The sequence below is a fragment of the Amycolatopsis sp. NPDC114503 genome, from assembly GCF_055633655.1.
This window is the reverse complement of record NZ_JBVKDT010000024.1, coordinates 48,484-67,782: the sequence shown is the minus strand read 5'-3', so window position 1 is coordinate 67,782 and position 19,299 is coordinate 48,484. Positions and strand designations below refer to the sequence as shown.

Below are 19,299 nucleotides of genomic sequence, written 5' to 3'. Positions count from 1 at the left end.
GCAGCGCCGTTTGTTGAACCGGCCGCGCACGTAACGCGGCCGGGGGGAACGCGGCGTCCCCGGCGGACGGAGACTGCGACGATCCCTGCGAGAGCACGGTTTTCTCCGGGCGGGACTGTCCACTCCGGTCTTTCCGGACGGCTGGCCTCCGCTGTCCACAGCGGAACGCCGAGGGGCCGGGCCGTCAGCGGGGTGAGCGGCTGCCGGGTGCGAAGACTTGGTCGGCGAGGGTGCGGGCGAGGATCAGCGTGGCCTCGATCATGTCCTCGTCGGTCAGCTCGGCCATCGCGCCGTTCAGCTCCGCGGCGAGGGCGTCGGCGTCGTGGCTGTAGCTGTTGCGGTTGACCAGGGCGAGGGCCAGGCGGGCGGCGGGGCCGGAGTCGGCGGTGTGCACGGCGTCGGGCACGCGATCGCGGTCGAGCTCGACGATCGCGGTCGCCCGCGCGGTCGAGGGAAGCAGCACGGTGGCGATGCCGGCGACGTTCGCCAGCACCTGGTTCACCTTGTTGCCCGTTGCCGCTGTCGCGAAGTACTCGCCGGCGGCGGCGTTGTTCCCGGCAGAGACGGCGGCCAGCGCGTAGGTGATCGGGGCCAGCACCTGGGGTGCGGCGATCCTGCCGCGCCGGTGGACTGTTTCGACCAGCGCACCGACCCGGCGCAGGTGCTCGGGGCCGCCGCAGGAGTCCATGACCGGGCGCGCGGCGCGTGCCAGCAGCACGATCAGCCAGTACAGGTCGTCGCCGAGCTCGTCGACCGCGGCCATGAATATCGCGAGGGTGCCGTCGGGCTCCGCGGAGGTCAGGAACAGGTCGGCGGCGTGCAGGGCCGCGGCGCCGTGCTCGAGGACGGCACCTCGCAGCGCGGCGGGGACGTCGTCCAGGTGCGGGCGGAGCAGCTCGGGGCTGTCGGCGCGGCTGGTGTAGCGGACTGCCCCCGTGCAGTGCAGCATCACCTCGCCCAGGGTGCCGTAGGAGGCCATGCCCCGGGTCAGGGTCGCGATCCGGGCAGGGTCGTCGCTGAATTTCAGCACTTTCCCGACGTGAATCTTGGCCATGCGCAGGATGTCCTCGCGCGATGTGTCCACGACGCCTCCCCGGTGCCGACAAACGGAAATGCTGCGCAACCGGTGGCGCGCACGAGACGAACGTAGAGCATCCCGCACGAGTGCCACCCCCCGTCCCTTCCCCGCCGAGCCGCAGCGCGGGAAGCTGGCGCAGTGGCCGGTTCGAGGCTCAAGCGCCGCCGGTGCGCGCACTGCCGGCGGTTCCTTCCCGGCGACGCGAATCCGCGCCGGCGGTACTGCTCGCCCGTGTGCGTCGCGCGCGCCTACCGGGCACGTCGTCGCGCCCGGCTCGCCGAGTTCCGGCAGCGCGGCCTGATCAAGGCGATGGCCATCGCCGGGCCGCCGCCGCCGGCCCGCACCGCGACTTCCTCGCCGCGGTCGCGGACCTCCGGGATCATCGGCGGCCGGCGGGCTTCGGCGGCGCGGACAATCCGCACCGCCTCCGACTCGACCGCGGCGGGATCGCCGCCACCGGTCACGGCCACCACGGCGGCGTGGCTGCCGAGGGCTCGCCGTCGGCGGGGCGGGGAGGCGGCCACGCGGCCGGGTCGTCCAGTTCGCAGGCGGTGACCAGGTAGAGCGCGGCGGGCCCGTGCTGGGACTGGACGAACGCGTCCGCTTTTCCCGAGGCGGGCCGCAGTCCCTGCTCGCGCAGCTGTTTCTCCGTCCACAGGAACGCCGGCGCGGCGCCGCCGGCGTAGCAGGGCGCGCCGTTGGGCGACCATCCGATCGGCTGTCCCACGGCTCCTCCTCAGACTCCGAGCCGGTAGCGCGCGGGTGCGCCCTGGCGGTCGACGGCGTGGTTCATCGCCTGGGCCACGTCTGCGGCCGCGGCTCCGGTGGACTCGGCGACGAGCGCCTGCAGCTGCGCGGGACTGGTCACCGTGGGGAAGCGGGCTCCGGGCGTGATCCACACGTCGGGGCCGTCGTCGTCGCTGTTGCCGTTGCGGGTCAGCTGGGCGAAGAAGCTGCCGGTTCCGGTGTCGCAGCCCCAGGTGCTCAGTTCGTCCCACTCGGGCAGGGGCAGCGCCCACAGGCCGTCGACCAGGTCCTCTTCCACGGTGAATCCCCTCGTGCCGTGCCCGGCACGTCGTCGCCGGGTCCCGGATTCCGATCGTGGCGCGACGACGACGCGAGCGCGGCCACGACACACCCGGCGTCCGAGTGTTCAGCCGAACCGGCTGCCCGGCTCGCGTCCGGGGAGCCGGTTCGGGCGACCGTGCGGCCAGGCGAGGGCGATGGGGTCAGTCGTCCGTGCGCTGCGGCCGCGCCGAGATGGCGTAGACCTTCTGTTGATGCGTACCGTCGGCGAACAGCGCCGCGATCTCGTACCGGTCGGTGGGCAGCCTGGCTTCGTAGATCTCCGCCAGGAGCGCACGAACGTCACCGAGAACGAGTTGGTTCACGGTGCGGGCCCGCAGCCACGACCGGTAGCTCACGACCGGTCCTGTGCTGGACCGCTCAACGGTGGTGCGGACGTCGGGGTCGACCTCACCGGGCTCGGGGGTCACGTGCGCGACGCCGGCTTCATCGAGGCCGCGGGCATGCGTGGCCAAGGAGAAGACCGAACCGTCGAGGCGGCCGGTGCACGTCACCACGGTGTCGTCGGGAAGGCGTTGCCGATTGGCCTGGTCGACGAACTGGCGCAGCTCAGCGACGGTGAACGGCTGGCGGTACTCGCACTTCTGGCTGACATTCATGGTCACGGGCGGAAACGATATCGACGCACACCGTCAACAAGGAGACCGACAAGACAGCAGCGGGGAAGTTCACCGGAATGTCGGCGTCGTCAAACGATGGGTCCCGCATCGGATCGTGGCGACGTTCTCCGGGGCACGGCCCCGCAGGCCTTGACACTTCTCCGTTAAGCCGCTGTTGTGCTCAGATTGTGCTGCGACGATCAACGAATAGCGTTTGCGCAGCTCGGAGGCCCCTCCGAACGTGAGGGTTCCCTTCGCTGCTGGGGTTCCCCGACCCGCTTGCGTGCCGGTCCTGCGTGCCGTGACATGGGGGAATGCGTGCTCTGAGGTATCCCGCGTACTTCGTTGCTCGCACTCGGTTGTGCTGATTTTGTGCTGACCTCTCCGCCCTGAGTCCTAAGTGGACAGCTGGACATGGAGCGCCGTCGGGATACGACCGAAACGGGTAATGCGCGGCACTGACTGCCGGGGCACTGGGTCATTCCACGACATCCGAGCACAGCGCGCGTCGTTGGTAACCGCCGTCCACGCCCTCGCCTGCGGCGTTCCAGAAGTGCGCGGCGTCGCGGTCGTGGCCGCCGAGGGTGTGCCAGGCGACCCGGGGGTGCTCCTCGCGCAGCGCGGCCAGCGCCGCGGCGGCCAGGCCGTGCCGCCGGAAGTCCGGCACGGTGTAGGGCTGCTCGACCCAGGCGAGCCGGCATCGTCGGCAGACGCGGTAGTCGATCTCGAACACCGGCTCGTCGGTGTCGTCGACGTAAGCGGCCCGCGTGCGCCAGCCTTCGCGCTCGACGCTGGCGGTGTCCTCCCACGGCATGCCCAGCCGGCGCGGACGCGACCGCCCCGGCGACCGGCCAAGCCGGAACCCGGCGAGGCGCAGCACCGTGCGCGCGGCACGACGGTCCGGTGCGCGGCCGACGTGCGTGCTGGCCTGAGCGGCCAGCAGCGCGGCGGCGTCCAGGGTCACTGGTCCTCGTCGTCCTGCTGGGCGTTGAGGCCGAGCCGGTTGGCGAGGCTGTGGGGTTTCTCGAGCTTGAAGGCGACCCCGCCGACGGGCAGGATTCCGCTGGCGTCGAACTTGACCAGGTCAGGGAGCGCCTGGCGCAGAAGATCGGCCAGTTCCATCGCGGCGCGGACGCCGGCGTCGTGGCGGGCTTTGTCGAACTCTTCGCGGGAGGCGTCGGCGTCGTAGGGGACCTGGTCGGAGTAGAGGTCTGGGTTGTCTGCCAGTCGCAGCGCGGCGCCCGCGAGCTGGTCGAGCAGCTGATGGAACTGGTACAGCGCGGTTTTGGCGGAGCCGACGAGCACGCCGAGGGTCGCGCCGGAGCCGACGACGTGCGAAAACTGAGTGGCGTTGTTGAGGTAGCGACCGACCCCGGACATCACCGCCGCGGCGGTGCGCACGGTCTCGTCGCCGTGCGCACCGTCGTACGGGAACAGCGCCTCCACCAGGCCGTCGGCGTCGCCGACGTGCGGGGCTGCCCGGGACACCACTTCCGCGGCCGCGGCGGAAGCGTAGGCCTCTTCCCCTTCCGGGAACATGCGGGACAGGGCGTTGTCGAGGTCGGCGGGCAGGGCGCTGGCGCGTTCGTCGTCGGAGAAGCTCATGTCGGGGCCTTTCGGGGTCGGATGCGGGACCGGTCGTGTGCGGCGCGGTCGAGTTGGCCGGCGGATTACTGGTCGTAGGCCAGCACTTCTTCCGGGAGGGAGGGGGTGATCGCGGCGGCGATCGCGGCCAGCGCGCGGGTGATGTCCAGGTGCGCGGCCGCGGCGGGCTGCTCCAGCCGGATGACGTCGCTGTGCAGGCTCGCCAGACGTTCGGAGACGTTCAGTTCGAGAGTGACGGTCTGCCCGTCGGGCAGGTCGACGGCGAGCGTGGCCGACCCGATCGCCGGCCTGCTCAGCTCGAGGTCGGTGATCGCCGCGTTGTCGGTGTGCTGCACGAGCCGCTCGGCCGGGTACTCCTCGGCCATGAGCTCGTGGGCGACTTCGGTCAGGTGCTCGCCGCGTGCGGCGAGGTCGTCCAGCAACCCGAGCCGGTCTCCGTCGCCGGTCTCCGTGTCGCTCGGAGAATCGCCGAGCAGCGTGGCGATCCGGGCCAGTGCGAGCCTCGCCGTCCAGGCGGCCCGGGCCAGCGGCTGCTGATGCTCGCCGATCATCGAGGGGAGGAACCGGGCGGCGGCGAACTCGGCCACCTCGGCGACGGTGTCGGCGCGCAGCGGCTCGTGCCGCGGCCGGTCGACCGCGGCACGGCGGTCGGCCGCGGCGGCCGGGTCGATGGCCTGCGAGCGCAGGTCGGCGTAGACGGTGTCGCGGGAGACGTCGGCCGCCCGGGCCAGCTCCTGGACGTTGCGGGTGCCGGTGTGCCAGGCCAGCGCGACCAGCCGCGCCCGGACCGGCTGGTCGCGGGTGCGGGCCCAGGCCCGCAGCGCCTCCAGGGCCGAGGCTCGCGCCGCGTCGGGGTCGTACGTTTCGGTGTCGGTCATGGCCTCACACTATGTCGGCTCACTCGACATGTCGAGTGAGCCGACACTTTCCAGCCGGACGGCGGACGGCCCGCCGAGTCCGAGGCGTTCGACGAGGTCGCCCAGTTCGGCGTCGACGGCCGCGAGCCGGTCCGGGTCGGACACCAGGTCTTCGTAGGCGGCCAGCACTTGCTTCACCTGCCGCCGGACGGTGAGGTCGTCGTCGGGCGGCAGGGGCGGCTTCTCGGCCAGCCACTGCGCGAGCCGGTCGCCGCCGTCGGCGTTCACGCCCCGTCCTCGGCGCCAGGCGCGGAGGGAGCTGGGAGGGCGTCGCGCAGTTCGGCGATCTGGCGCCGCAGGCGGTCGATCTGCTCGCCGACGTCGTGGCCGGCGTCGGCCATCTGCTGCCACAGCTGCAGCTGACGTTCGGCGATCGGCAGCACCAAGTCCGCGGGCGGGACCAGGTGCTCGTCGAGCAGCCTCATGTGCTGCTTCTGCAGGCGCATCAGCTCCAGGTGCGGGTGCAGCCGCTTCATGCCGCCGGACACCGGGTGCTCCTGCTGGTGCGGGTCGGTCGAGGAGCGGCGGGCGCGGAACCAGGCGTCCAGCCGGGGTGCCCATTCCTCCGGCCGGTCGGCGCCCTCGGGCCGCCGTTCGTAGGCCGCGCCGGTGTCCTCGTCGACGCCGACCGGGTCGGCGAGGGCGGACTCGAAGGAGGAAACCGCCCAGGCGTATTTACGGTGCGCGGGCTGTTTCTGGACGCCCAGGGCGTCGCCGATCATGCCCCAGGACGCCCCGGACACCGACTCGTAGACCACCGCCGACTCCAGGAAACGCTCCGCGGCGGCGCGGACGCGGGCGGCGTCCTCGAGCAGCGCCGCCGCCTGGTGCGGCCGGTGCTGTGTGCCTGCGGTGGTCAGCTCGTCCGGGCCGATCGGCACGAATCCGGCCGCGAGGTCGGCCAGCTCCATCGCCGCGGCCGACATCGCCAGCCGGGCCCGGGTCGCCTCGGTCCAGGGAGCCGCGTCGTCCGGCTCCGGTTCGGTCAACGCCACCGGCGCTCCTTTCCCTTGCTCCCGGGTGCCGACGTTGTCACGGGGCTCCGTCCGCAACGACTCGCTCATAGGTTCCGGCAGGGAAATCGCCCTCGAGGTACAGCACGGCGGACCAGTCTCCGACGCGGCCGGTGAGGTTGGCTTCGGCTGCGGTGTCGATGCTGATCACGACCTGCTCGCCGTTGAGGCTTCCGCCGGGCTCGTCCAGTGCGTCGATGACGACCAGGCGGTCGTCGGGAACAGTCAGCGGCACGTTGTCGGGCACGCCCAGGGCGCGGGCGAGATCGCGCACGGTCCGCGGCCGAGCGGCCGGCTCGTGGAGGTAGTTCTCGTAGTGCGTCATCGGCGCCTCCCTGATGCCAAGTCGGTCAAGTTCGTACGTCATCGCTCCGGCCTCACCTTTCCGTCACCAAAGTGATGACGCAATACTGACGTCACCATTTTGATAACTACAACCCGTTCGGCGGAGTGCTGCGTCAGTACGTACCGATAACTTGTGTTATCGGTAGTTATAACCAGGACTCGAAAGGGGTCGGACATGGCCAAGGACGACCACGCCGGAACGGACCGAACCAGCAACACGATCGAGGGGGACGTCGACGGCGCCGCGGTGCAGGCCCGCGACATCGCCATCGTGGCGGGCACGATCGGCACGGCCACCACCGTGCACGGTCCGGTCACCGTGGCCGGCGACCTGAACATCGGCGCACCGGCACGCGGGAACGAGTGATGCCTGCAGCCGGGCACGACGCCGCCGCGATCAGCCGCTGGCTGCAGGCCCGTGCCGGAGTTGCTCCCGACCGGGCCGACGGCGCCGGGCGAGAGCTGGCCGGATCGTGGGACGAGGGCGACGTCGAGTACCGGACCGTCGCGGACGTCCTCGGCGACTGGCTGTCCGACGACGAGCCCCGTCCGAAGCTGCTCGCCGACGGCCTGGCGGCCGCGTTCGGCCTGACCCTGGAGGACTGATCCGGATGCGCCCGACGACGCTCGACCTCCCGCAGCTCTTGATAGAAATGCCCGCCGACCTCGCGACGATCGCGTGGCGGCTGGAGGCGCACGCCGGGCACTGGCTGTCCGACGGCGACCTGGCCGCGGTCACCGACTGGATGGCCGACAACCGCCTCGAGCGCGCGACCGCGCAGCACCCGGTCCTCGTCGAGGGCGGCCGGATCACCTACGGCAAAGACCTCTCCGGGCCCGCGGTCCGCGCGGCGCAGCGGGAGATCGCCACGACGGTGGTGCCGTTGCGGACCGCTCCGCCGGACGTGCGGCAGCCCGCGTGCCCGCCCGCTGCGATGGCCGAGCTGCAGCGGGTGTTCCGCGAGCACGAGTGGTCCAGCGGGTTCGGCGGGGTCTGCGTCGACTGCAGCGCGTTCGAGGTCCGTGCCGACGGCCGGATCTGGTGCCATCGCGACGACGCCGCGCCCTGGCCGTGCACCCCGGTCCGGGACGCGCTCGACGCGGCGGGGCTGCCCGCCCCGGGCGAAGCCGGGCAGCAGCCAAACCTGGTCCTCGGAGACCTGCTCGACCCCGCCGCGCACGCCGTGACCGCTTCTTCCTTGCATCGCAACGGAAACTGACACACATGTTCGGCCCGGACCAACGCGGAAGGACACGACCGGTTCCGCTCAAGCGATGACCGGAGCTATCACGAACACCGCCGCGTGCCGCACCTGACGACATCGAACGACCGCAGAGGAGAAGGACATGACCAGCGCTTTCCGCGCTACCGACGAGGAATTGGACCGCTTGGCCTCCGACGGCACCCTGGCCCGGGTGACGGCCTACCTGGACGAGCACGGCCCGAAACCCGGGCCGTGCGGCCGGTACCGGATCTACCGCAACGCCGCCGGCGACTGGGTGGGCGAGGTGCCCGCGATGTACGTCGACGACGACCTGATCTTCGCGTCGATGACCGTCACCGACGCCCCACGATCCTGGGCGAGGACCGTCGCCGGTGTCCGGCTCGCCATGAGCTTGCGATCCTTCGTCGCCTCCACGCGATTGGCCAACCGGGAACGACGACACCGCGACAACACGGCGACGTCAGCCGAGCCGACTCCGGTCCGAGCGCGCGTCGCGCCCGAACCGGTCCGCCGCCGCGTGCGCGGCCGGTTCCAACGCCGCGCGACCAGGGCCTGAGCAACCCCGACGCAAACCACAACCCCCTTGGCGCAGAACGAAATTCGGTGACAGGAATGGCACAGCCCCGTGCGGACCGGAAGGAAGCCGCCGTCCGATGAATTCCCTCGCTCTTCCCGCCCGAGACGACCTGCTGCAGGCCGCGGGTGCCTGCGACGACGAGCGCGGCCGGTTCGCCGGCGAGGACCCCGGCCTGGTCCGGGCGCGGGAGATCCTCGCCGCTGCCGCGCAGGCCTGCCGGGACGTCGCGGCCGCGCTCGATGCCGACCCGACCCTGGCCACCGAGCCGCCAGCGTCGGCGCGGCTGCGGCCGGTGGACCTGGTCGTCGAGATCACCCGGCAGCTGCGGCCGCAGCTGGTCGGCGCCGCACTCGGCGACGCCGGCCTGGACCGCTGGCCGCGCGCGGAGCGCTGGGAGAACGCCGAAGCGATGGCAGCCCGGCTGCACGAGCTGGCCGCCGAGGCGATCGCGACCGTGCCGCGAGGCGACCACGACACCGTGCCCGGATCCCGCCGGATCTCCCGCGACCGGCTGGCCGCCGAGCACACCCGGGTCGCCGACGCGGCCGCCGCGCTGCGGGCCGCGGTCGAAGCGGCGCTGCGCGTGCCGCACCCGGACCCGCTGGCGGTGTCGCTGGCCGCGGCGGCCGAGCAGCTGGACCGCCACCACGGCGAGCTCGTCGCCGACCCGGTCCCCGACGCGGACGGCGAACCGCCGGACCCCGACCTGCGGGCCGAGCTCGCGGCCGCAGGCGAGTTGCTGACCGCCGAGGACGCCGCCCCGGCATGGGCACGGCCGACGATCGACGCGGCCGCGCACTGGCTGCACACCGCCTACACCTCACTGAACACGAAGAAAGCGCACGCGAACGCGCTCGGGATCCCGCGCGCGGACCAGCACCTGTGGCGCGGGGCCCCGACCCACCGCAACGCACCGGAATTCCCTTCCCCCACCGCGTTCTTCCCGTGGTGCGCAGCGACCGGGATCGACCCGCACACCGACATGACCCGGGAGGCGCTGCGGGCCTGGATCACCGTGCAGGACGAGACCGGGGTCGCGAAGACCACGCAGAAGGCGAGGCTGGGCGCGGTGTCGGCCTGGTACCGGGAGATGCGCTACCGCGGGGCCACGACGTTCGAGCCCCCTGCGGCGCTGCCGCAGGGGGAGCGCGACATCCTCGGCGTGTCCGTGCCGGCTCCGAAGAAGTCCACCGTGCCGCTGACCATGGGCCAGAGCCGGGCACTGCGGGCTGCCGCTGAGCGTTACCCCGGGGCTCCCCGCCTGCGCTACCGGGCCGCCGTCGCCGTGCTCACCACCACCGGCATCCGCGCCGAAGAACTCTGCGCGCTCAACCGAGGCGACCTGCACCGCTCCGGCCCGGACGGCGGCCCCGCGCTCCGCATCTCCGGGAAAGGCCGGAAGAAACGCTGGGTGAAGCTCGCCGGAATGGCGCTGGAGCTGGTCGACGAGTACCTCGCCGATCGGGACGCCGACCTCGTCGCTGTTCCCGCGTTGCCCGGCCAGGTCTCGGCGAAATCCGCCGACCGGCCTCTGTTCACCACCGCCACCGGAGCCAGGCTGCAAACCCAGCAGGTCACCGACATGCTGCGGTATCTGGCCCGCAGTCTCGTGCGTGCCGCCGCGGGCACGACGTCCAGTGCGCTGCGCGCACACGCCGCCCAGCTGCGCCCGATCGTCGGCACCCTTCACCCGCACTCGATCCGGCACTTCTACGCCGTTGCGGCCGAAGCCCACGGGATTCCGATCCGGCAGATCAGCCTCGACCTCGGACACTCCTCCGTTGCGGTCACCGAGGCCTACCTCGACCATGGCCGCGCGCTGCTCGGGTCCGCCGTCCCTGTCCTCGCCGACCTCATCACCGCCGGCGAAGAACTCGCCCTCATCCCGCACCACGAACCGCAACCAGAGAAGGAGAATCAACGGCCATGACCGACAACGACGCCCACCAGAGCACGCTGGTGGACCTCCAGAACAGCCTCAACAGCGTCGAGGGCGACCTCGCGGTGTTCTCCGACCGCGACGCCTACGCCGACGGCGAGGGATTGTCCGCCGGCCAGAACGCGCTCACCGAGCTGCAGAACACCGCAGCCGATCTCGCCGCACTGATCAACCAGGTCGCCGACGAGGTCCGTACCGCCGAACGCGCACAAGACACAGGTCAGGCCGTGCGCGGCTAGCCCCGCAATCGACGCCGCCTCGCCGCCAAGCGCATGTGATGTAGCCAGCCTCAGCGCACGCGCTGTAGCATCTACAGCACATGCGCTGAGGCTGGCACAGCGCCATGGCGGGAGCGAGGGAAAGTTGTCGAACTCTGTACAGCCCGTCGGCAACGGGCTCCGCACTGATCACCCGGTACCGAACCTGCCTTTCGTCGACGACGGCATCCTGCCCGTCGGCGACCCGGAGGCGATCGAAGCGATCGGCCGCAACAAAGGCGGCGGAATGTGGGGACGGTACGACGACGATCCCGACACCGGGGAATGGGCCGCCTTCACCACCGACCCGGTCAACCGGTCCTTCGGCTGGGTGGTGCGCTTCCACCCCCGCCACGGCCGCAGCATCCTCCTGTACCGGGCGGAGGACGCCACCAGCGCGTACAGCGAGTGGTACAGCGACCGGGCGCTGCTGATGCGCCACGGCGGCTACTGGTGGGACGGTGCGACCTGGTACCGGCCCCGGCAGGTCTTCGACTACGCGACCGAGCGGTACGTCCGCCGCCCGGTGCGCTCCGCGGTCTCCATTTCCGCCGCGGACCTGCTGGACGCGACTCGCGATCCCAGCCTCGGGCAGGTGTCCGCCCTCGACCAGGCGGGGCCTGAACTGCCGGCGGTCACGGCACGGCAGTGGGGCCACGACCTCGCCCTGTGGAACAAGCACCGCAGCACCCGGCCGGACGCGCTGCCGGCCGAGGAGTGCGTGGTCGGGCTCAACGCACCGGAACTGTCCGACGCCGCGTTGCTGGGCGTCGACGAGTTTGCCGAGGCAGCGGGCTTGGCCGCGTCCACGCTGCGCGCCTACATCGCCCGGGACGAGGCGGACATCCCCGCGCCGCAACGGGTCGAGGGCAACCGCCGGCGGTGGGCGCGCACGGTGGTGGCGGACTGGCTGGAGGAACGCGACCGCGACCCTTACGCGGCGCAGACCGCGCTCACCGGGGACAAGGACGACACGATCGCACCGGGGCTGACGGATCTGTGGAAACGCCTGTCCCGCCTCGCCTTCAGCCGCTTGTGGGGTCCGCCGGCGCTGCAGCGCCGGTGGGCGCGCGCGCACCGCAACGAAGAATCAGTCCGGAAGGTCGCGGACGAGATCGGCTGGGTTGCCGCGCTGACGCTGGACAAGGCGGTGCCGTTCGAGGAGCTGTCCCAGGTGATCGAAGCAGCCCTGCTGCACTACCTCTCCCGGTACCACGACAACCGGCTCCCGCTGATCGGCCTGCCGATCAGCGTCGGCAAGGTGCTCGGCTGGTTCGTGCGCCAGCAGCCGACCAGGGTGCCGGCATTGCTCGGCACCCTGCAAAGGGAAGCGCAGGACCAGTTCGGCATCGAGCCGGAGCGGCTGAAGGAATCGCTGCGGTCATCGCTGCAGATGGACGGCGGGTTCTCCGATTCCGAGCAACTCGAGCAATTCCTCGACCGGGCCTTCCCTCCGGAGCGGTGACCGGCGGTTCTTCCCCTCGGCACAATCCGACCCGGCTGAGCAGTCCTCTTCGGACTGCTCAGCCGGGTCGGGTTGTGCCAGGACCGGACTGCTACGCGGGTCCCGCTCGGTCAGCGACCGGGCTGTCGGCTCGGGCGGGTCTGGTCGGTGGCGTCGAGCAGCCGGGCGACCAGCGCGGGCGGCGGCGCGAAGCGGTGGTAGCGCTCGAACAGCATGGTGCGCAGGTAGTGCCGGCGGGCGGTTTTGTCCTCGATGATCAGGTATCGGGGGTCGGCGTTGAGGTCGCCGATCAGGCCGTCCAGGTGATTCTCGACCTCGGCGTAGGCCTCCCGGGCGCCGTGGTCGACGTGTCCGGCGGCGGCCTGCAGCACCCGGTACACGAAGTTCGGGGGCAGGACCGGGTGTTCGCCGCGGGCGGCGGTCTGGAGTTCGGCGTTCTCGGTGCGGGCGTAGTTCTCGCGGTCGGATTTGCGGGTCAGCTCCCGGTATCCGGGGTCGTCGGCCAGCTGCGCGACGATGCGGTCGATGACCTCCTGCTGGTCCCGGTTCGGGTGTGCGGCCGCCTTCGTCTCCGCGGCTTGCTCGCGGGCGTTGTCCACGCGCGCTCCGGCCCAGACGTGCAGGATGCCCCGGGAGACGAACTGCACGACCAGCCCGTCCCCCAGCGTGACCGGGATGTTCGCAGGCGGGGCGAGATAGGACGCGTAGACGCTCGCGACGTCGAGTTCCTGCGCTGCCCGCAGGAAATGCCCCAGCTCGACGTCGGTGTCGCCGAACGGGCCGACGACGACGCGGCTGGTCGAGTTCGGGGTCTGCAGCAACGCCGGCCACACTTCGATCCGCGGCGTGCGCTCGCGCAGGTATCCGTGCAGGAACGCCATCCGCTCGGGCCCGGAGAAGACCGCGTTGTCCAGCGGGATCTGGTTCGCCCCGTGGTCGCCGGCGAGGGCGACGTTCAGGCCGACGTGCCCGATGGCGTTGCTGACGGCGGGAACCGGCGGCTCGGCCGCGGCCTCGGCTGCTTCGTCCACGCCAGCGATCATGGCTCGGATATGCGGGGCCGGTGCCGGTTTGTTCCGCTGTGCCGGGCAGGTCCAGCCGATCGGCGTAGCGGGGCGTTCGATACGAAGCGGCGGTGCCGGTACGGCAAACACTTGTTTCCTGTCTCATCGGATTGAGAATGGCCTGGCCTTGTCGCAGGCCAGGCCATTCGCGATCGCCGTGTGCGGCTGTCACTGGCTGACTCGCGCGACGGCTGCGGGCGAGGTGAACAGATCTGCCACGTGCCCGGGCAGGCCGGGGATCGCCAGGAGACAGCCGGTCAGCACGAGCGGGAACACGATCCAGTTCTCGAACCGTTTGCCGGTGCGGAACCGCAGCCATTTCGGCGGCCGGATCTCGTACCAGGTCTCGCCGCGGATCGGCAGGAACGGCCACAGGACGGGGCAGCCGGACTCGGTCAGGCTGTCGCCGAGGTCGTGCACGAGGCATCCGCCGGCGACGGCGATGCCGAGCCAGCCTGCCGAGGCGTCCAGCGCGGCCAGGGCCGCCCGGTCGAACGTCGCGGGGTCGGCCAGGACGGCGGGCAGCCAGGTCGCCAGCCCGAGCGCGAACCCGGCCAGGACGAGCTTGCCGAGCCGGTCGACGGCGAGCAGCAGCCCGACGGCGAGCCATCCGATCACGGCCCACGGTCCCCACGCGGCGGTGCTGGCCATACAGATCCCGCCCAGGGCCAGGGCGAAGACCAGGGTGTGGGTCAGGTGCCGGTGTTTGCCGTCGCCGGGTTCGTCGCGCGGGCCTTTGGTGCGTGCGTACAGCCACGCCGACGCGCCGCGCAGCACCCAGGAGATCCCGCGGGTGAGCCGGCCGAGTTTGCGGGTGGCGGTGGACTGCGGGTGGTCCAGGTCCGGCAGCAGCGCGAACCCGGCCATCGTCGCGGCGTAGGGGCCCAGCTGCGGGACCGTGGTCAGCCCGATCAGCGGGCCGGTGAGCAGGCCGGCCAAGACGCCGGTGAGGGCGTGCGTGCGGCCCATCATCCGAGGGCCTGCTTGCCGGACGGGCACCGGCGCGGGGCGATGGCGGGCATGACGACCTCTTTCCTTTGCGGACAGTCGGTGGCGAAGAGGGAGGAATCCGTTGCGCGGCAACGTCTTGCACGGGAAGTGCTTGCACCAGGTGGTGTCAGCGGCCGCGCGGCCGGCGCGGAACCTGGTGCTGGGCCTTGCGGTACTCGGCGGCGCTGTCTCTGATCCGTGCCGCGAGGTCGCGCAGCTCGACGAGGGCGAAGACGGCCTTGCCTTCGTAGGTGGCGAACAGTTCGTTCATCCGGACGTTGATGGCGGTCAGGATCCGGCTGTCCTCGAAGGCGAGGTATTCGCAGGACTCGCGGTCGAGCCCGTCGACGGGCGGGTGCGCGAGCCGGTCGTAGGCGGTCACCGGGTTCCCGCCTCCTCGAGGGAGAGCAGCTGCTCGACGAACGCGTGCTGTCCCAGGACGTAGGCGCGCAGGTCGACGTCGTGCGGCAGCCGGGGCACCCGACCCAGGGCGACGGTGCCGAGGGCGACCAGCGCGACCCGGGTCGCGGCGTCGCTGCCTTTTTTGGTCTGGGGCGACTGGTAGAGGAAGTACGCGGCCCGCGCCCACCGCCGGACCGCGGCGCCGGTGTCGCCGGCGGTGCCCGCGGCGAGCGCGGCGGCCAGGGCGGCGACGGCGGCCTGGCGCAGCCGGGCCCGGTCGCGGGAGGAGGCGGTCGCGGCGTAGACCGGGTCGCCGCCGGTTTCGAACCGGCTGGCGTCCAGGCCGCGGGCGACGATCCGGGCGACCATCTCGTCGCCTGCGGCGGCCGCGGCGGCTCCGCGCAGCAGCCGGTTGCCCGGCACCGTGCCGTCGTCGAGTTCCACGAGGTTCTGCAGCACGTCCTGGCGGGGCGCTTCGGCGGCGAACCGGTCGGCGGCGCAGCGGCCGAACACCGCCAGTGTGTGAAACGCCGGAGTGGCGATACCGCCGCGGTAGGTGCGGGTGGCCTCGTCCCAGACGGCGCCGTCGCGGACGCGGCCGCAGTAGCCGAGCCGGTCGTAGTTGGCGTCAGAGTCGGTGACCGGGGCGCGGAACCGCTGCGCGGTCACGGGGATGCCGTGGCCGCCGCGGTCGTCGGCGAGGTCGAGCGCCAGCCGGTAGCGCCAGGACGCGGCCGAGGCCAGGGCAGTGATGCTCGCGCGGGCCAGGTCGCGACGGGCCGACGCGGCGGCGAGGTGGTGCACGACGGCGGCCGCGATCGTGCGGGCGGCGGCGGCCTGGTGCTCAGCGAAGCTGTAGATCCCCGCCAGCCGGGCCGGGTCGTTGGTGCGGAGGGCCAGCGCCGGCGTCGGGAACGCGGCCGCGGTGATGCTGTCGACGGCGGTGTCGGCCGTGGCGTGCTGGGGCATGAGGTGCTCCGGTTCTGATCAGCGGATATGGAGGCGGAAACGGTTGTGCCGCAACGACAAGGGACGGCGCGAACCGAGTTGGTTCGCGCCGTCCCTTCGTCGTTGCGGGGTCCTCGCTGAGGTTTTGTCCATCGGTGTTCCGTGCGCAACGCCTTGGTCGCGTCGTCGACGACCGTGGGTCAGGTTGCCGCGTCGCACGCTTCAATCAGCCACGCCAGCCGCTGGCGCACCGGGTCGTAGGTGGCTGGAACCCGCGGACAGGAAGGATCCTGTCCAGCGCAGGCTGAGCCATCCGCCAGGCACTCCATCACCTGATCCAAACGACTCCGGCTGAACGACGAGGCCAGGTCAGCTGGCCGGGCGTTCGACAGGACCCTGACTTGGACAAACGACGGGCGTCATCGCCCCATCTTGCCGATCTCGCTCTCGTGCCAGTCGGCGCTGTCGCGCCATCGCTGCAGGGTCTCCGCACTGAACTCACCGCTGTATTTGTCGGCGTCACTGCGCAAGCACTCGGCTGCCCATTGGTTGTAAGCGTCCCAATCGGCCGGGGTGTATTCGGTGAAAGGTTTGTCGCTGGTCGATGTGCGATCTGGTAGCGGGGCGTCATCCGTCATGACGGGACTCCCCACGGTGTTGGCAGTACCGAACTCCTCGTCGAGAAGATTGTCCGGCACCCAGGGGGCTTGTTCGTGGGCGCTGACGCCCGCGTCGCCCTGGGTCTTCATCTGGGCGGCCAGATCGCGGTACTCGCCCTCCAACGCCGTCAGCTGGCCATTCATGTCCTGGACCGGACCGGTCACCTGGGCGCCCCATTTCCTGCCGCCGAGGGTGTCGGCGAACGCGCCCAGATCGGCGCGGTACTCCGCGACCCGGTCGGCCGCGGCGATCAGCCGGGTCACTGCCTGCTCGTACACGGTGGTGCCTCCTGTTGTAAGGAATGTCGTCGACGGTCGGGGTCAGGTCGTCGCGTCGCACGCTTCGATCAGCCACGCGAGCCGTTGGCGCACCAGGTCGTAGGTGTTGACTCCGCGGACGGGAGGGATCTTGTCCAGCGCGGGCTTGGCGTCTGTCAGGCGCTCCATCACCTGTTCCAGGTGACTCCGGCTGAACGGCGAGGCCAGGCCGCTTGGCCGACCGTGCCCGGGCGTGTCGCTGTCCTTCGCCAGCCAGGCCAACATGAAAGGCGAGTCGAAGTTGATCAGTCCGTCTTGCTGTTGTATGGCTCCGATGAACGTCGCATCGTGGTCGATCGGGTGCACCGCGCCGTCGTTGTCGACGATCCAGTTGGAGGAGTTGCGGTCGATGTTGAGCGCCAGGTAGTCGAACAGGCCGATCTCCTTGGCCCCCGGAGCCCGCAGCCACGGCTTCAGGTTCTCGCGGTACTCGTCATCGGCCTTCGACCACCTCGCCAGCCACTCGGGGTCCTCGACCTGCTCGCAGGTGGCGGTCTCGTCGTCCAGCAGGGCGACATCCTCCGGCGACATGGCCGAATGGGCCAGCTCTGTGCCGGTCCGGCCCTCGAAGTACGTCATGAGCACGGTGTTGGCACCGACACGCCGCACCTCGAGGTCGGTGATGCCCACCGCGTTGGCCACCGCCGCCGCAGCGACCTCGCGATCTGCCCGGTACGGGTCGTCGGGGTCGGGGTGGAAGACCTTGCGGACCGCCACGCGCCCGTCCGTGTCTTGGACCAGATCCACCGCGGCGCTTTTGCCAGGAGGAAGGGTCTTGACCACCTTCAGCTCGCTGCGGGGCAGCCCCGGGGGCTTGGCGGCATCCGCCATGACGGAACTCCTTACAGCATCGGCAGTACTGAACTCCTCGTCGAGAAGATTGTCCGGCACCCAGGGCGCTTGTTCGTGGGCGGCGACGCCCGCGTCGCCCTGGGACTTCATCTGGGCGGCCAGATCGCGGTACTCGCCCTCCAACGCCGTCAGCTGGCCATTCATGTCCTGGATAGGACCGGTCACCTGGGCGCCCCACTTCCTGCCGCCGAGAGTGTCGGCGAACGCGCCCAGATCCGCGCGGTACTCCGCGACCCGGTCAGCCGCGGCGATCAACCGGGTCACTGCCTGCTCGTACACGGTCTTTTCCTTTCGTCAGGCGCGATCGAGGATCGCGGGAGCCGGGGACTGGCCTCCGGGGCGAGGCAGTGCGGGCGCATACGAAGTGCTCCTTTGCAGACGGTCAGTCCGGAAACGCCGCAGGGCGGCCCGGCCGGAGTTTCCGGCCGGGCCGAGGGGCGGACGACTCGCGTCTTCCCTGAAAGACAGCGGATTCCGGAAGAAGCGATGGTGTGCTTCGGGTCAGCCGCAGCGGCGCAGGACCGAATCGAGCGCGTCGTGCTCGGCCGGGTCGACGGTTGCGGCGTACTTCGTCTTGACCGCGACCCACTTCTGCCCCGTACTCGCATTTGTGCTGGTCAGGAAGCCATCGTGCCGGATCCTGCGATCCTTTCTGGCGGTTCGCGCGTTTGGTGACGGCCAGGAGGACGTCGGGGTCGTTGGCGTAGGCCTGCCGCTGGGCCGGGCTCCAGCCGCGGGTGCCCGAGCGGCCCATCTGCTCGAGCGGGACCATGTGGTCGATGTCGAGGTCGCCGGGGTCGGCGGTGGTGATGTTGTCGTAGGGGCTGGTCCAGGAATTGCCGTGCCCGACGTAGGGCTGGCAGGTGCGAGGGTCGCGTGCGACCGGGCCGCCGCCCGCGTGGCGGCCGTCCCGGATCAGCACGAGTTCGCGGGTGTCGCAGCCCGGCCCGGCGCCCGGCTGCGGGATCCAGTGCTTCCAGTCCGCCCGTTTGTAGTGGGCTCCGGTGTCTTCCGGCGCGATCCGCAGGGCCGCCAGCTGGGCTCGCGCGGCGGAGGCCGCCGGCTGGGTGCTGGCGGTGCTCGGACCGCCGGGGGCCGCGGCCGGAGGCGTAGCGGTCGCGGCAGCGTGGCCGAACCCGCAGCCGGAGAGGCTGAGCGACAGGAGCGCGGCGGTCGCCGCTCGGATCCGAGCCGCTGTGGGAACGATCATCGCGACCACCGCCGCACCGGCTTGCCCTGACGTTCGGCGGAGGCGATCTCGGCCTTGGTCGAGGCGCCGATGTAGCCGGTGGAGTCGGAGACGACGACGATCTCGTCGGCGAGGTCCATCTTCGCCCGGTGCAGCGCGTCCAGCCGCGGTTTCAGCGCGGCCTTCTTGGTCTCGGTGTCCCACAGCGGATGCGGCTGCTTCAGGTCGCATCCGGGAGCGAGGACGATGCAGCCGGCGGCGGTGAGTTCCCGGTTGGCTTCGTGCATCTGGGCCATGAAGCGCGTCGAGCCGCACAGGCAGACGACGAGGGGCTTGGTCGCGGTCGTCACGGGCACACCTCGCCGGTGACGTGCTCGCTGCGATCGCGTGCGGTCCGGCGGTTCACGTCGCGGTGACTCAGATCGACCGGCCAGCCGGCGAGGCGCAGCCGGGCGGCGATGTCGACGGAGACGACGACCGCCCGGCGCGTCCCGTCGGCGTCGCCAATCGCGAGCGTCGCCGGGATGTTCGCCTCGAACAGCCCGGTGACGAGCATGGCCAGATGGCTGATCAGCCCGGCGGCGCCGCGGCTGTTCAGCACGGCGGAGCGGACGGGTGCCTCGTGCCCGGTCAGATCGCGCAGTGCGGGGTCGAGGCTGGGGTCGGGCAGAAGTTCTCGCAGGTCCACGGTCACGGCGGACGGCGGAGGAGGGCTGTTGAGATAGCCGAACGAGTGGATCTCCACTGGCTTGGTCACGACGGTGTCCTTC

Annotated in this window: 27 protein-coding genes; 7 read left to right on the top strand and 20 right to left on the bottom strand. The window is 71.3% G+C overall.

Translation table 11 applies throughout. The features are described from left to right. Positions 1–184: 184 nt before the first annotated feature. From ACZ7OI_RS48365 to ACZ7OI_RS48315, 11 genes are all read right to left on the bottom strand, one after another. Positions 185–1,084 (bottom strand): hypothetical protein, encoded by a 900-nt coding sequence (locus ACZ7OI_RS48365; protein ID WP_470270857.1) that lies wholly within the window; start codon positions 1,082–1,084, stop codon positions 185–187. A gap of 242 nt (positions 1,085–1,326) precedes the next feature. After that, positions 1,327–1,548, bottom strand: a complete 222-nt coding sequence (locus ACZ7OI_RS48360) for a hypothetical protein (protein ID WP_470270856.1) — start codon at positions 1,546–1,548, stop codon at positions 1,327–1,329. Further along, on the bottom strand, positions 1,539–1,805 hold the full coding sequence (locus tag ACZ7OI_RS48355; protein WP_470270855.1) for a hypothetical protein: 267 nt from the start codon (positions 1,803–1,805) through the stop codon (positions 1,539–1,541). The genes ACZ7OI_RS48360 and ACZ7OI_RS48355 overlap by 10 nt, the downstream gene beginning before the upstream one ends. Before the next feature lie 9 nt (positions 1,806–1,814). Next, positions 1,815–2,123, bottom strand: coding sequence for a hypothetical protein (locus tag ACZ7OI_RS48350; RefSeq protein WP_470270854.1), 309 nt, complete (start codon positions 2,121–2,123; stop codon positions 1,815–1,817). 184 nt (positions 2,124–2,307) lie between these two features. Further along, positions 2,308–2,769, bottom strand: coding sequence for a hypothetical protein (locus ACZ7OI_RS48345; protein ID WP_470270853.1), 462 nt, complete (start codon positions 2,767–2,769; stop codon positions 2,308–2,310). A gap of 472 nt (positions 2,770–3,241) precedes the next feature. Further along, positions 3,242–3,727 (bottom strand): hypothetical protein, encoded by a 486-nt coding sequence (locus ACZ7OI_RS48340; protein ID WP_470270852.1) that lies wholly within the window; start codon positions 3,725–3,727, stop codon positions 3,242–3,244. Further along, positions 3,724–4,368 (bottom strand): hypothetical protein, encoded by a 645-nt coding sequence (locus tag ACZ7OI_RS48335; protein ID WP_470270851.1) that lies wholly within the window; start codon positions 4,366–4,368, stop codon positions 3,724–3,726. The genes ACZ7OI_RS48340 and ACZ7OI_RS48335 overlap by 4 nt, the downstream gene beginning before the upstream one ends. Before the next feature lie 65 nt (positions 4,369–4,433). Continuing rightward, entirely contained in the window at positions 4,434–5,246 is an 813-nt protein-coding gene (locus ACZ7OI_RS48330; protein WP_470270850.1) for a hypothetical protein, read from the bottom strand. A 9-nt stretch (positions 5,247–5,255) separates the two neighbouring features. Further along, positions 5,256–5,513, bottom strand: coding sequence for a hypothetical protein (locus tag ACZ7OI_RS48325; RefSeq protein ID WP_470270849.1), 258 nt, complete (start codon positions 5,511–5,513; stop codon positions 5,256–5,258). Beyond that, positions 5,510–6,280: a hypothetical protein gene (locus tag ACZ7OI_RS48320; protein ID WP_470270848.1), complete on the bottom strand. Its 771-nt coding sequence runs from the start codon at positions 6,278–6,280 to the stop codon at positions 5,510–5,512. The genes ACZ7OI_RS48325 and ACZ7OI_RS48320 overlap by 4 nt, the downstream gene beginning before the upstream one ends. Before the next feature lie 37 nt (positions 6,281–6,317). Continuing rightward, complete coding sequence (locus ACZ7OI_RS48315) at positions 6,318–6,623, bottom strand: hypothetical protein (protein ID WP_470270847.1); 306 nt, start codon at positions 6,621–6,623, stop codon at positions 6,318–6,320. A gap of 195 nt (positions 6,624–6,818) precedes the next feature. On the opposite strand from ACZ7OI_RS48315, the gene ACZ7OI_RS48310 reads away from it, so the two are divergent. From ACZ7OI_RS48310 to ACZ7OI_RS48280, 7 genes are all read left to right on the top strand, one after another. Continuing rightward, entirely contained in the window at positions 6,819–7,010 is a 192-nt protein-coding gene (locus ACZ7OI_RS48310) for a hypothetical protein (RefSeq protein ID WP_470270846.1), read from the top strand. Beyond that, positions 7,010–7,249 carry a hypothetical protein gene (locus tag ACZ7OI_RS48305; protein ID WP_470270845.1) on the top strand — a complete coding sequence of 80 codons (240 nt, stop codon included), beginning with the start codon at positions 7,010–7,012 and terminating at the stop codon, positions 7,247–7,249. The genes ACZ7OI_RS48310 and ACZ7OI_RS48305 overlap by 1 nt, the downstream gene beginning before the upstream one ends. A 5-nt stretch (positions 7,250–7,254) precedes the next feature. Further along, complete coding sequence (locus ACZ7OI_RS48300; RefSeq protein ID WP_470270844.1) at positions 7,255–7,863, top strand: hypothetical protein; 609 nt, start codon at positions 7,255–7,257, stop codon at positions 7,861–7,863. Between the two features lie 127 nt (positions 7,864–7,990). Then, on the top strand, positions 7,991–8,425 hold the full coding sequence (locus tag ACZ7OI_RS48295) for a hypothetical protein (protein ID WP_470270843.1): 435 nt from the start codon (positions 7,991–7,993) through the stop codon (positions 8,423–8,425). Between the two features lie 97 nt (positions 8,426–8,522). Beyond that, positions 8,523–10,376 carry a tyrosine-type recombinase/integrase gene (locus tag ACZ7OI_RS48290; protein WP_470270842.1) on the top strand — a complete coding sequence of 618 codons (1,854 nt, stop codon included), beginning with the start codon at positions 8,523–8,525 and terminating at the stop codon, positions 10,374–10,376. Next, positions 10,373–10,624 carry a hypothetical protein gene (locus ACZ7OI_RS48285; protein ID WP_470270841.1) on the top strand — a complete coding sequence of 84 codons (252 nt, stop codon included), beginning with the start codon at positions 10,373–10,375 and terminating at the stop codon, positions 10,622–10,624. The genes ACZ7OI_RS48290 and ACZ7OI_RS48285 overlap by 4 nt, the downstream gene beginning before the upstream one ends. A 124-nt stretch (positions 10,625–10,748) precedes the next feature. Beyond that, positions 10,749–12,107, top strand: coding sequence for a helix-turn-helix transcriptional regulator (locus tag ACZ7OI_RS48280; protein ID WP_470270840.1), 1,359 nt, complete (start codon positions 10,749–10,751; stop codon positions 12,105–12,107). 110 nt (positions 12,108–12,217) lie between these two features. On the opposite strand, the gene ACZ7OI_RS48275 is transcribed toward ACZ7OI_RS48280, so the two are convergent. The 9 genes from ACZ7OI_RS48275 to ACZ7OI_RS48235 form a co-directional block, all read right to left on the bottom strand. Then, positions 12,218–13,138 carry a hypothetical protein gene (locus ACZ7OI_RS48275; RefSeq protein WP_470270839.1) on the bottom strand — a complete coding sequence of 307 codons (921 nt, stop codon included), beginning with the start codon at positions 13,136–13,138 and terminating at the stop codon, positions 12,218–12,220. A gap of 201 nt (positions 13,139–13,339) precedes the next feature. Further along, entirely contained in the window at positions 13,340–14,143 is an 804-nt protein-coding gene (locus ACZ7OI_RS48270) for a metal-dependent hydrolase (protein ID WP_470270838.1), read from the bottom strand. Between the two features lie 145 nt (positions 14,144–14,288). Beyond that, positions 14,289–14,543 (bottom strand): hypothetical protein, encoded by a 255-nt coding sequence (locus ACZ7OI_RS48265; RefSeq protein ID WP_470270837.1) that lies wholly within the window; start codon positions 14,541–14,543, stop codon positions 14,289–14,291. After that, the gene (locus tag ACZ7OI_RS48260) at positions 14,540–15,532 is read right to left on the bottom strand and encodes a hypothetical protein (RefSeq protein ID WP_470270836.1); all 993 of its coding nucleotides are present in this window, start codon (positions 15,530–15,532) and stop codon (positions 14,540–14,542) included. Before ACZ7OI_RS48260 ends, ACZ7OI_RS48265 begins: the two co-directional genes overlap by 4 nt. A gap of 398 nt (positions 15,533–15,930) precedes the next feature. Next, on the bottom strand, positions 15,931–16,449 hold the full coding sequence (locus ACZ7OI_RS48255; RefSeq protein ID WP_470270835.1) for a hypothetical protein: 519 nt from the start codon (positions 16,447–16,449) through the stop codon (positions 15,931–15,933). A 42-nt stretch (positions 16,450–16,491) separates the two neighbouring features. After that, entirely contained in the window at positions 16,492–17,619 is a 1,128-nt protein-coding gene (locus tag ACZ7OI_RS48250; protein WP_470270834.1) for a hypothetical protein, read from the bottom strand. A gap of 103 nt (positions 17,620–17,722) precedes the next feature. Beyond that, a complete protein-coding gene (locus ACZ7OI_RS48245; RefSeq protein WP_470270833.1) occupies positions 17,723–18,550 on the bottom strand; it encodes a GmrSD restriction endonuclease domain-containing protein in 828 nt (275 codons plus the stop codon). After that, entirely contained in the window at positions 18,547–18,879 is a 333-nt protein-coding gene (locus tag ACZ7OI_RS48240) for a hypothetical protein (RefSeq protein WP_470270832.1), read from the bottom strand. The genes ACZ7OI_RS48245 and ACZ7OI_RS48240 overlap by 4 nt, the downstream gene beginning before the upstream one ends. Continuing rightward, positions 18,876–19,286 carry a RapZ C-terminal domain-containing protein gene (locus ACZ7OI_RS48235; protein ID WP_470270831.1) on the bottom strand — a complete coding sequence of 137 codons (411 nt, stop codon included), beginning with the start codon at positions 19,284–19,286 and terminating at the stop codon, positions 18,876–18,878. The genes ACZ7OI_RS48240 and ACZ7OI_RS48235 overlap by 4 nt, the downstream gene beginning before the upstream one ends. Positions 19,287–19,299: the final 13 nt, after the last annotated feature.

Bases quoted from the DNA above. Each gene is read 5' to 3' on its own strand.
- ACZ7OI_RS48330 (WP_470270850.1), bottom strand. From the start codon at position 5,246: ATGACCGACACCGAAACGTACGACCCCGACGCGGCGCGAGCCTCGGCC.
- ACZ7OI_RS48260 (WP_470270836.1), bottom strand. From the start codon at position 15,532: ATGCCCCAGCACGCCACGGCCGACACCGCCGTCGACAGCATCACCGCG.
- ACZ7OI_RS48300 (WP_470270844.1), top strand. From the start codon at position 7,255: ATGCGCCCGACGACGCTCGACCTCCCGCAGCTCTTGATAGAAATGCCC.
- ACZ7OI_RS48305 (WP_470270845.1), top strand. From the start codon at position 7,010: ATGCCTGCAGCCGGGCACGACGCCGCCGCGATCAGCCGCTGGCTGCAG.
- ACZ7OI_RS48295 (WP_470270843.1), top strand. From the start codon at position 7,991: ATGACCAGCGCTTTCCGCGCTACCGACGAGGAATTGGACCGCTTGGCC.
- ACZ7OI_RS48335 (WP_470270851.1), bottom strand. From the start codon at position 4,368: ATGAGCTTCTCCGACGACGAACGCGCCAGCGCCCTGCCCGCCGACCTC.
- ACZ7OI_RS48245 (WP_470270833.1), bottom strand. From the start codon at position 18,550: ATGATCGTTCCCACAGCGGCTCGGATCCGAGCGGCGACCGCCGCGCTC.
- ACZ7OI_RS48290 (WP_470270842.1), top strand. From the start codon at position 8,523: ATGAATTCCCTCGCTCTTCCCGCCCGAGACGACCTGCTGCAGGCCGCG.
- ACZ7OI_RS48310 (WP_470270846.1), top strand. From the start codon at position 6,819: ATGGCCAAGGACGACCACGCCGGAACGGACCGAACCAGCAACACGATC.
- ACZ7OI_RS48270 (WP_470270838.1), bottom strand. From the start codon at position 14,143: ATGATGGGCCGCACGCACGCCCTCACCGGCGTCTTGGCCGGCCTGCTC.
- ACZ7OI_RS48315 (WP_470270847.1), bottom strand. From the start codon at position 6,623: ATGACGCACTACGAGAACTACCTCCACGAGCCGGCCGCTCGGCCGCGG.
- ACZ7OI_RS48285 (WP_470270841.1), top strand. From the start codon at position 10,373: ATGACCGACAACGACGCCCACCAGAGCACGCTGGTGGACCTCCAGAAC.